The sequence below is a fragment of the Aeromonas taiwanensis genome (genome assembly GCF_000820165.1).
Lineage (GTDB): Bacteria > Pseudomonadota > Gammaproteobacteria > Enterobacterales > Aeromonadaceae > Aeromonas > Aeromonas taiwanensis.
This window is the reverse complement of the sequence record NZ_CDDD01000104.1, coordinates 16,669-27,092: the sequence shown is the minus strand read 5'-3', so window position 1 is coordinate 27,092 and position 10,424 is coordinate 16,669. Positions and strand designations below refer to the sequence as shown.

The following is a 10,424-nucleotide window of genomic DNA, read 5'->3' as shown; positions in this document are numbered from 1 at the left end:
ATCCTGGAGGCGCTCACCCAGCGGGTCGCCCACGGCGTCTTCGGCTATTCCCGCCCCTCCCCCCGGCTGATCGAACTCATCAAGACCCGCATGCAGGCGCGCTATGGCTGGGAGATACAGTCCGAATGGCTGGTCTTCCTGCCCGGCGTGGTGCCCGGCCTCAACCTCGCCTGCAAGGCCTGGAGCCAGCACGGGCGCGGCATCATCACCCCCAAGCCCGTCTACTACCCCTTCCTGCAGGCGCCGGGCTTCAACGNNNCCCACAACCCGGGCGGCACCGTCTTCACCCGCGAGGAGCTCCTGGCCATCGACGCCATCGCCGAGCGCCACAACCTGGTGATCTGCTCCGATGAAATCCACTGCGATCTGCTGCTGGACAAGGATGCCCGCCACATCCCCTACGGTGCCCTGAGCCCGGCGGCGGCCGAGCGCTCTGCCGTCATGATGGCGCCGAGCAAGACCTTCAACATCGCGGGCCTGTGCTGCTCCTTCGCCGTGATCCCCAACGCCAGGCTGCGCCTGAAATTGCAGCAGGCGATGCGCGGCATCAGTGCCGACGTCAACCTGCTGGGCTATGTGGCGGCCGAGGCGGCCTACGAAGGGGGCGAGCCCTGGCTGACCGAGCAGCTCGACTACCTGGCGGGCAACNNGGGTCGGCCTCTCCCCCGGCGCCCAGTTTGGCGACGGCCAGTTCGTGCGGCTCAACTTCGGTTGCCCCCGGGCGCGGCTCGCCGAGGCGCTGGCCCGCATGGAGAAGGCCATCCTCCAGCGCTGACAGGGAGCGCCGCGGCTGCCGGTCAGCCGCGGCCAGATGGCAAAAATCATTCAGGTTCCCATCCGATGCAGATAAGATGAGACCTATGACGGGATGAGCCTGGCTCATCCTTTTTTTCAGCCACGGTTTTGGTTCACTATGCGCCCATTCGCCCTCTTTCCCCTGCTGCGCCTGTCACGCATCGCCCTCCCCTGGCTGGCGGCCATGCTGGCACAGCCACTTCTGGCCGCCCCCGCCTATGTCACCATAGGCACGGGGGCGCTCAATGGCGTCTACTACCCCACGGGTGGCGCCATCTGCCGCCTGCTCAACGAAGAGAGCGATCGTCACGGCCTGCACTGCACGGTGCAGAGCACCTCGGGCTCCCTCGCCAATCTGGCCGAACTCACCAAGGGAGATATTCAACTGGCCCTGGTGCAGTCGGATGTGCTCCATCACGCGGTACAGGGCAGCGGCCCCTTCGCGGGTCAGGCTCCTGACGATCGGCTGCGCAGCCTGTTGCGACTCCATCAGGAGTCCCTGACCCTGCTCGCCAGCGCCACCAGCAACATCACCACCCTGGCAGACATCGAAGGCAAGCGGGTCGAACTCGGCGCCCCCAACTCGGGGGACAAGGTCACCAGCCTGGCACTCCTGGACGCCATGGGCTGGCAGCCGGCCAGCTTCATGCCGCCCCCCCCGAGCACGCCCGGCAACCGGCTAGAAGGGCTCTGCAACGGTACCCTGGACGCCGCCTTCGTGGTCGCCGGCCACCCCAACCAGGCCATCGGCGATCTGACCGGTCGCTGCAAGGCACGCCTCATCCCCATCGAGGGGGAGCAGATAGACAGGCTGCTCAAGCAGTATCCCTACTATGAGCGCAGCCGCATCGGCGCCAACCTCTATCCGGGGCAGACCAGTGCGGTCAGCACCTTCGCCGTCACTGCCGAGCTGGTGGCGCTGGCCAGCCTGCCCGAGACCGAGGTGCGCACCCTGCGTGACGTGCTGAACGAGCGCCTCAAGCAGTTCACCCGTTTGCACCCGGCCCTCACGACCCTCACCTGGGAGGGAATGCAGGCCGGGAAACTTGCCCCGCTCCACCCGGGCATGCTGGACGCCGCGCCGGCGCCCATGTTGCAGCCGGATGCGCTCACGGCCTCCGGAGCCCAGGCCACCTCGGGAGCCCTGCCCACCGACTCCCTGGCCCCCACCAGTGCGGCCACCCCGCTGGAAGGCGCCGAGACCCGGCCGGAGCAACCCGCCGGCGCCACCCTGCCGGCGAGCTCGGCCGCGGTGGCCACAGAGACGGCACCGGCCCTGACCGGGAGCCCGGCCCAGGGCAGCGCCGTGCTGACGCCGGGTGCCTTGCCCGCCGCCGAAGGCCAGACCCCGTCGGCGGCAGGCACGACCGGCCAGACGGCGCCACTTCCCTCCACGCCCAGCGGCGCCGTCGAGGTGAAGGAAACGCCCGCCCAGTGACGGGCACCCGAAACGAAAAGAGAAGAGGCCACCCCTGGGTGGCCTCTTCTCTTTTCGGCGACGAGCCGGCTGCGGCGTCAGGCCTTGGCGGCTGGCAGCAGGGCCGGGCTCTGGATCTCCTCCTCCACCCAGTGCAGCAACTGCTTGATGGCCCGCGACAGCACCTGGTTCTGGCGCACCACATACCCCAGGCTGGTACCGGGAAAGTCGGTGAGTCGGGTCACGGGGGCGGTCAGTTTGAGCCTGGGGTGGAGGGAGAAGTCCGGCACGATGGCGACGCCGAAGCCCGCCTCCGCCCAGTCGAGCTGGGCATCCACGCTGCCCACCTCCATGATGCGGCAGCTCGGCAGGCCGAGCAGGGGCAATGAGGGGTCGATGAGTGCCCGGGTCCGGGTGTCGTGGCCCAGCAGGATCAGGGTCGGCTCGTCCAGGGGATCGCTCTCCCCCGAGCTCGCCCGCGCCTGCCAGCGGCCAAGGCCGTGGCCCAGGGCGCACCAGGTCACCTGCTGCAGCTCTGTGTAGAAGAGCGGTTCGCTGCGCTTTTGCGCCATCACGAAGCCGAGATCCGCCTTGCCCGCCCGCACCAGATCCGCCGCCTGATCCGAGGTGGTGTTGAACAGGGTGAGGTCGATGCCGGGAAAAGCCTGCTTGAAACGCTGGAACGGCTGGATGAGCAGCAGGCGCGAGATGATGTCGCTGGCGGCGATGGCGAGCGTCCCCTGGCTCAGCTGGCTCAGGGCATTGAGATCGGACTGGCAGAGCTGCAGTTCGTTGATGGCGCGCTCGGCGCTTTGCAGCAGCCGCTCCCCCGCCTGGGTCAGGCGAAACGGGCTGCGCTCCACCAGCTTGACCCGGGTCGCCTGCTCCAGGTTCTTGAGGTGCAGGCTGACGTTGGGCTGGGTCATGTGCAGCTCGGTGGCGGTCTGGCCGAAGTGCTGCAGCCGGGCCAGGGTGACGAAGGTGTGCAGCCAGTGAATGTCCAGCATGGGGATCCTCTGCTACCCCGGCTCCCGGGGCGCCGCCCAGTGGGGAGGGACGCCTCCCGAAGCGGGCATGGTGTCGATAAATACACCATAATTATATGTCTCTCTTATCGGAATTATAAAGATAATTAATTTTTCTAATCCGCTCCGGCCTCCTAGGATGATCGCCTAACGTCTTAGGAGAAAGAGTCATGTCGTCTATCGTAGTCGTAGGTGCTAACTGGGGTGATGAAGGCAAGGGCCGCATCGTCGATTATCTGGCAGGCCAGGCTGGCGCCAGCATTCGTTTCCAGGGCGGCAACAACGCCGGCCACACCGTGGTCAACGATCTGGGCACCTTCAAGCTGCACCAGGTGCCGAGCGGCGTCTTCAACCCGGACTGCCTGGTCGTACTGGGCCCCGGCATGGTGATCAGCCCCGAGAAGCTGACCGTCGAGCTGGAAGAGGTCAAGGCCTCCGGCGTCACGCCCAAGCTCGCCATCTCTGACCGCGCCACCCTGTGCCTGCCGCTGCACGCGCTGGAAGACACCCTGGAAGAGCAGCGTCTGGGCGACGGCGCCTACGGCTCCACCCGTCAGGGCATTGCCCCGGCTTACGGTGATCGGGTCATGAAAAAGGCGATCCTGGTAGGCTGGCTGAAACAGCCGGACGTGCTGGTCGAGCGCATCCAGTTCATGCTGGACTGGAAACTGCCGCAGATGAAGGCTCTCTATCCCGACTTCGAATTCACCCAGACCGCCCAGGAAATGGCCGACTGGCTGCTGGAAGTGTCCGCTCCCTGGCTGGACGCCGTCTGCAACGTCAGCATGCCCCTCAAGGCCCTGCAGGCCGAAGGCAAGACCCTGCTGTTCGAAGCCCAGCTGGGCGCCGGCCGTGACCTCATCTACGGCGAATACCCCTGGGTCACCTCCTCCCACGTGTCTGGCGCCTACGCCGGCATCGGTGGCGGTCTGCCGGGCCTGCGCCCGGAGCGCGTCATCGCCGTGGCCAAGGCATTCAGCTCCTCCGTCGGTACCGGCACCCTGCTGACCGCCATGGAGAACCAGGACGAGTTCCGCAAGATCACCAACGAGTTCGGCGCCACCACCGGCCGTCCCCGTGACGTCGGCTACTTCGACGCCGTCGCCACCAAGAATGGCGTCGAGCTGCAGGCCGCCACCGAAGTGGCCCTGACCAAGCTGGACTGCCTGACCGGTCTGCCGGATCTGAAGATCTGCGTGGCCTACGAAGGCGCTCACACCGAGAACCCGATCTGGCCGCAAACCGCCGCCCTCACCCCCGTCTACGAGAAGATGGAGAGCTGGAGCGAAGACATCAGCGGCTGCCGCACCTTCGCCGAGCTGCCCAAGGCTGCCCAGGACTACGTACTGCGCATCGAAGCCCTGCTGGGCGTGCCGGTGCCCATGGTCTCCGTCGGCCCGGGCCGTGACGAGATGATCCTGCGCTAAGCCGCCCGATCCTCTCTCTGCTATACCAAGACCGGCATCCCTGATGCCGGTTTTTTTATGCCCGCCTTTTTGCCGCCGACCGTCGCGCGATCGCAGTGACGACCTCCCAAGCCCTTCACCGCACAGCTATCCGCTTCAAGCCAGGATCGGCCAGCTCCCTTGTCCATGCCGGTACACCGGCCCCCCTGCCCCGCTCTCCGCTCTCAGCTCTCAGCTCTCAGCTCTCAGCTCTCAGCCAAAGTAAATAGTTACTAAAATATGAATCCATGTAACCCCGTGTAACCGGGTGATCCGGCTCACATCACGGCTCTGCATACCGTGATGCAGCTCCCAAACACCCCGTGGAAATGCCCTAAAATGGCTCAAGAAAATCGCTTTCACTAAAATAGAACTAAAAAAAACACCTTCCTTAACCTACAAACGATCATTGGAGCGAGTAATGTTTCGTAAAAGTTTACTTTCGGTCGCCCTGGGCGTTGCCCTGTTTGGCCTCACCGCCTGCAACGGCAATGACTCCAGCAGCCCGGCCGCCCCCAGCGCCACCCTGGCGAACCAGTACAAGGACGTGATCGACCGCAGCGGCACCCCGCGCCAGTTCCGTGACTTTGACAGCTACTCCAACCTCAAATACAACCCGCTGCTCGACCTCGGTGCCTGGCACGGCTTCCTGCTGCCCGCCGGCGACAGCGAGTGGGGCGGCTTCACCGGCCCCATGGTCATCTCGGAAGAGTACAGCCTCTTCTTCGCCAGCGAGCTGGACAAGCTGACCCTGAGCGATGAGAGCGGCCGCGCTTTCCCGCTCACTAGCGCCAGCAGCCACGACATCCATGCCATCCCGGGGGCCCTGGTGCAACGCTTCGAGTTCGAGCCCTTCACCCTGGAGCTGGAGCTGCGCTACGGCGATGCCCGCACCGCCATCATCCGCACCCGCCTCATCAACCACCAGGATGCGCCGCTCACTCTGACCCTCAACTGGCAGGGGGCCCTGCTCAACCAGTGGGATGCCAAGAATACGGTCGCCAGCAAGTACCCCGACTGGACCCGCACCATCCGCCAGACCGGGCGGGGTGTGGCGTTCCAGTTTGGCGAGCTGCGCAGCACCTGGAACATCATGCAAGGCGGCAGCGCCAGCTACCGCATCGATCGCACCCTGCCGAGCCGCACCACCCTGGACGAGAAGGGGCTTGGCTACGTGAGCGAGGCCAGCCTCACTCTGGCCGCCAAGGGGCAGCAGGACATCTACACCCTGCAGAGCTATGTCCACAGCAGCGAGGAGGCCGACCGCTTCGAGCAGAGCCGCCAGGCGCTGCTGGTCAGGCCAGCCGACTATTTCGATGACTCCATCCGCCGCTGGGAGGATTACCTCGAGCGCGGCCTCTCCAATCAGGGGATCCCGGAGTCCGAGCGGCGCATCGCGGTCAAGGCGATGGAGACCCTCAACGGCAACTGGCGCTCGCCGGCCGGTGCCATCCTGCACGACGGGGTGACCCCCTCCAACACCGCCCGCTGGTTCGACGGGGTCTGGGCCTGGGACAGCTGGAAGCACGCCTACGCCATGGCCCACTTCAACCCCGAGGTAGCCAAGAACAACGTGCGCGCCATGTATGACTACCAGATCCAGGCCGATGACCCGGTGCGCCCCCAGGACGCCGGCATGGTGATCGACGCCGTCTTCTACAACAAGCTCGCCGATCGCGGCGGTGACGGCGGCAACTGGAACGAGCGTGACACCAAGCCGCCCCTCTCCGCCTGGGCCATCTGGGAGATCTACAGCGCCACCCAGGACAAGGCCTTCATCGCCGAGATGTATCCGAAGATCCAGGCCTATCACGACTGGTGGTATCGGGCGCGGGACAACAACCGCAACGGCATCATCGAATATGGCGCCACCCGCCACGTCGAGCACAACGACGAGTTCGGCAACATCACCTTCAAGGTGCAGTACCCGACGGGGGCACCGGCCGGGCTGGATCTGTCGAGCTGTACCGATGAGGGAGATGGCTGGTATGGCTGCGCCGGCATGGCGCTCTACCAGCAGGTGCTCAGCGTTGGCGGTTATAGCGACATGGATATCGGCGCCCAGCACGGCGCCGGCTGGGAGTCCGGCATGGACAACGCCGCCCGCTTCGGCTTTATCGAGCCGGATCAGCTCAAGCGCTATGCCGACAAGACCTATGGCGGCGACCTGGCCCGTGCGCGTCAGGACTGGAACGTCTTCTTCTTCGAAAACCACCAGGATGACGGCGAACTCATCGGCTTCTCCATCGATCAGGAGTCGGTAGAGCTCAACGCCTTCCTCGCGAAAGAGAAGCGCATCCTGGCGGACATGGCCGAGCTGCTCGGCAAGCCGGACGAGGCGAGCCGCTATCGCGAAGGCGCCAACCAGCTGGCGGGCTATATCAACAGCTGCCTGTTCGACGAGGCCTCCGGCTTCTATTACGACCGCCAGATAGCCCAGGGGGATCTGCCCGACACCAACGGCTGCGTCGGCAAGCTATTGACCGCCCGCGGCCGTGGCCCGGAAGGGTGGAGCCCCCTCTGGGCCGAGGTGGCCGACCAAGAGAAGGCGGCGCGGGTGCGCGAGGTGATGCTCAATGCCCGGGAGTTCAACACCTGGGTGCCGCTCGGCACGGCGGCGCTGACCAACCCGGCCTACGACCCCGACATCTACTGGCGCGGCCGGGTCTGGCTGGATCAGTTCTACTTCGGGGTGAAGGGGCTGGAGAACTACGGCTATCGCAGCGATGCCCAGATGCTGGTCAACAAGCTGTTTAGCAATGCCGAGGGGCTGGCGGGCAGCGGCCCCATCCGCGAGAACTACAACCCGGAGACCGGCGCCATGCAGGGGGCCAGCAACTTCAGCTGGAGCTCGGCCCACCTCTACATGCTCTATCGCAACTTCCTGAAAACAGAGGGCTGATCCCTATCAGCAGCAATGAGCCAACAAAAAGGCCTCCGCAAGGGAGGCCTTTCTTATGGCGGCGCCGGAGGTGGCGACTTACTTGACGGTCACCCGGGCAAACTTGCGCTTGCCGACCTGGTAGACGGCGGTACCGGCACCGATGAGTGCCTTGCCATCGTCCAGCTTCTCGCCATCAACCTTCACCGCGCCCTGCTTGATCATGCGCAGCGCTTCGGAGGTGGTGTCCACGAGACCTGCGTCTTTGAGCAGGTTGGCGATGGCCAGCCCTTCCCCTTCCAAGGCCAGCTCGACCTCCGGCATTTCGTCCGGAATGGCGTTCTTGGAGAAGCGCTGGGTGAAGTCTTCGTGGGCCGCTTCGGCTGCCGACTCGTCGTGATAGCGGGCGATGATCTCTTTGGCCAGCCAGATCTTCACGTCCCGCGGGTTGAGGGTGCCGGCGGCAATGCCCGCCTTGAAGCCTTCAATTTCAGTCAGCGGACGGAAGGAGAGCAGCTCGTAGTAGTTCCACATCAGATCGTCGGTGATGGACATGATCTTGCCGAACATCTCCCCCGGGGCGTCGTGCACGCCGATGTAGTTGGCAGCGGACTTGGACATCTTCTTGACGCCGTCCAGACCCACCAGCAGCGGCATCATCAGCACGCACTGGGTCGCCATGCCGGCATCTTTTTGCAGCTCGCGGCCCATCAGCAGGTTGAACTTCTGGTCGGTGCCGCCGAGCTCGACGTCCGCCTTCAGCGCGACCGAGTCATAGCCTTGCAGCAGCGGATAGAGGAATTCGTGAATGGCGATGGACTGGCCGTTGCTGTAGCGCTTCTTGAAATCGTCGCGCTCCATCATGCGGGCCACAGTCTGCTTGGCCGCCAGCTTGATCATGCCGGTCGCGCCCAGCTCGCTCAGCCAGGTGGAGTTGTACTCGATGCGGGTCTTGGCCGGGTCGAGGATCTTGAACGCCTGCTCCGCATAGGTGAGGGCGTTGTGCTTGATGGCCTCTTCGGACAGGGGCGGACGGGTGGCGTTCTTGCCGGAGGGATCCCCCACCATGGCGGTGAAGTCGCCGATCAGCAGGATGATCTCGTGGCCCAGATCCTGGAAGGTCTTCAGCTTGTTCAGGATCACGGTATGACCCAGGTGGATGTCGGGAGCGGTCGGGTCCATCCCCAGCTTGATGCGCAGCGGGCGCCCTTCCTTCAACTTGGCGACAAGTTCTTCTTCTACCAGAATTTCTTCCGCTCCGCGCTTGATCTCGGCTAGCGCCACCTCGAGCTGGGACATTTTTTGACTCTCCAATCACGATTCCACAGGGCCAGACATATTACTGGAATGGCAGGCCAATTGGAAAGGCGGTAAACTCCGACCTTCTTATGGATTCAACGTCGTCTGCTTCTCATGGTCCTTTGGCACGCCTTCAACTCTCTTCCCACCTGGCACCGCAAGATGGTGCTTATCCTGAGCATTCTGATCATGATGCTGGCGGCCTGGCCGAGCGAACAGGCGGTCGCCACCCGGGTCGATGACAACGGCAACGAGCTGGCCGTCGAACAGCAGGTCGACGAGGAGGCGCTGCTGGCCCGCGCCGAGCCCGTGGCCACCCCGCCCAAGCCGAGCTACCTCACCAGACAGGTGAAGGTGCGCAGCGGCGACAACATGGGGGTCATCTTCCAGCGCCTTGGCCTCAGCACCACGGATCTGCACCTCATTGATCAGCTCGAGGGCACCGATCCCCTGCGCATGCTCAAACCCGGCCAGGAGCTCACCTTCAAGCTCACCAAGGGCGGCGAGCTGCACAGCCTCTACTATCCCCACAGTCTGGAGCAGGCGCTCAAGGTGAGCCGCAAGGACGAGGGCTTCGTGGCCAGACCCGTGCGGCTCGAACTCGACACCCGCGAACAGGTGGCCAAGGGGGAGATCCGCTCCAGCTTCTGGGGGGCCGCAGTGGACGCTGGCATGACCGAGGATCAGATCATGGATCTCGCCGCCATCTTCGGCTGGGACATCGACTTCGCCCAGGACCTGCAGCCGGGGGACAGCTTCCGGGTGGTCTACGAAGAGAAATACCAGGATGACGAGCGGGTCGCCTCCGGCGATATCCTGGCCGCCGAGTTCGTCAACCAGGGTGCCACCTACCGCGCCGTGCTGAACGGGGATGGCAACTACTACACGCCGGAAGGCAAGGCGATGCGCAAGAGCTTCCTGCGCGCGCCGGTCAACTTCAAATACATCAGCTCCAACTTCAACCCTCGCCGGCTGCATCCAGTCACCGGCAAGGTGCGCCCCCACAACGGCATCGACTACGTGGCGCCGGTGGGCACCCCCATCATGGCGGCGGGTGGCGGCAGCGTGGTGGCCGCCGGCTACAACCAGTTCAACGGCAACTACGTCTTCATCAAGCACGCCGGCAACTACGTGACCAAGTACCTGCACCTCTCCAAACGCACCGTCAACAAGGGGCAGCGGGTGAAGCAGGGGCAGACCATAGGCCTGCTCGGCGGCACCGGACGGGTCACCGGGCCGCACCTGCACTATGAATTCGTGGTGGGCGGCGTGCACAAGAATCCCCGCACCCTCACCCTGCCCCAGGCAGAGTCCCTCGGCGGACGGGAACTGGCCAGCTTCAAGGCCCAGGCCATGCCCCAGCTCGCCAAGCTCGACGGCGCAGAGCTGCATCTGGCCCAGAACAAGCGGGACAGCAACGGCAGTTGAGCCCAGGCTGGGTGGCCTGGAACCAGGATACCGGGGGCAAGGCCCCCGGATTGTTATCTCGCGTCTTGGGCAGCTGGCTGAAGACGACACAGGGGAGATGAGATGAGCGAGCGTTATATCGGATTGATGTCGGG

The 10,424-nt window shown here is 64.7% G+C and carries 6 protein-coding genes and 1 pseudogene; 5 read left to right on the top strand and 2 right to left on the bottom strand.

The window, feature by feature from the left end; translation table 11 throughout:
* Both BN1136_RS19030 and BN1136_RS19025 read left to right on the top strand, forming a co-directional pair.
* Positions 1 to 775: pseudogene (locus tag BN1136_RS19030) on the top strand (MalY/PatB family protein); the annotation flags it as partial.
* 138 nt (positions 776 to 913) lie between these two features.
* Positions 914 to 2,233: a TAXI family TRAP transporter solute-binding subunit gene (locus tag BN1136_RS19025; protein ID WP_081843802.1), complete on the top strand. Its 1,320-nt coding sequence runs from the start codon at positions 914 to 916 to the stop codon at positions 2,231 to 2,233.
* Positions 2,234 to 2,310: 77 nt separating this feature from the next.
* Here BN1136_RS19025 and BN1136_RS19020 read toward each other — a convergent pair whose 3' ends face one another.
* The gene (locus BN1136_RS19020; protein ID WP_043762026.1) at positions 2,311 to 3,219 is read right to left on the bottom strand and encodes a LysR family transcriptional regulator; all 909 of its coding nucleotides are present in this window, start codon (positions 3,217 to 3,219) and stop codon (positions 2,311 to 2,313) included.
* A 188-nt stretch (positions 3,220 to 3,407) separates the two neighbouring features.
* Between BN1136_RS19020 and BN1136_RS19015 the strand changes: the two genes are divergently transcribed.
* Complete coding sequence (locus BN1136_RS19015; protein ID WP_041212602.1) at positions 3,408 to 4,664, top strand: adenylosuccinate synthetase; 1,257 nt, start codon at positions 3,408 to 3,410, stop codon at positions 4,662 to 4,664.
* Between the two features lie 439 nt (positions 4,665 to 5,103).
* Complete coding sequence (gene ygjK / locus BN1136_RS19010) at positions 5,104 to 7,584, top strand: alpha-glucosidase (protein WP_043809082.1); 2,481 nt, start codon at positions 5,104 to 5,106, stop codon at positions 7,582 to 7,584.
* Between the two features lie 78 nt (positions 7,585 to 7,662).
* Here ygjK and tyrS read toward each other — a convergent pair whose 3' ends face one another.
* A complete protein-coding gene (gene tyrS / locus BN1136_RS19005) occupies positions 7,663 to 8,862 on the bottom strand; it encodes a tyrosine--tRNA ligase (RefSeq protein ID WP_043762031.1) in 1,200 nt (399 codons plus the stop codon).
* 114 nt (positions 8,863 to 8,976) lie between these two features.
* Here tyrS and BN1136_RS19000 point away from each other — a divergent pair, with 114 nt between their 5' ends.
* Positions 8,977 to 10,290 (top strand): peptidoglycan DD-metalloendopeptidase family protein, encoded by a 1,314-nt coding sequence (locus tag BN1136_RS19000; protein ID WP_043762032.1) that lies wholly within the window; start codon positions 8,977 to 8,979, stop codon positions 10,288 to 10,290.
* The last annotated feature ends 134 nt before the right edge of the window (positions 10,291 to 10,424 follow it).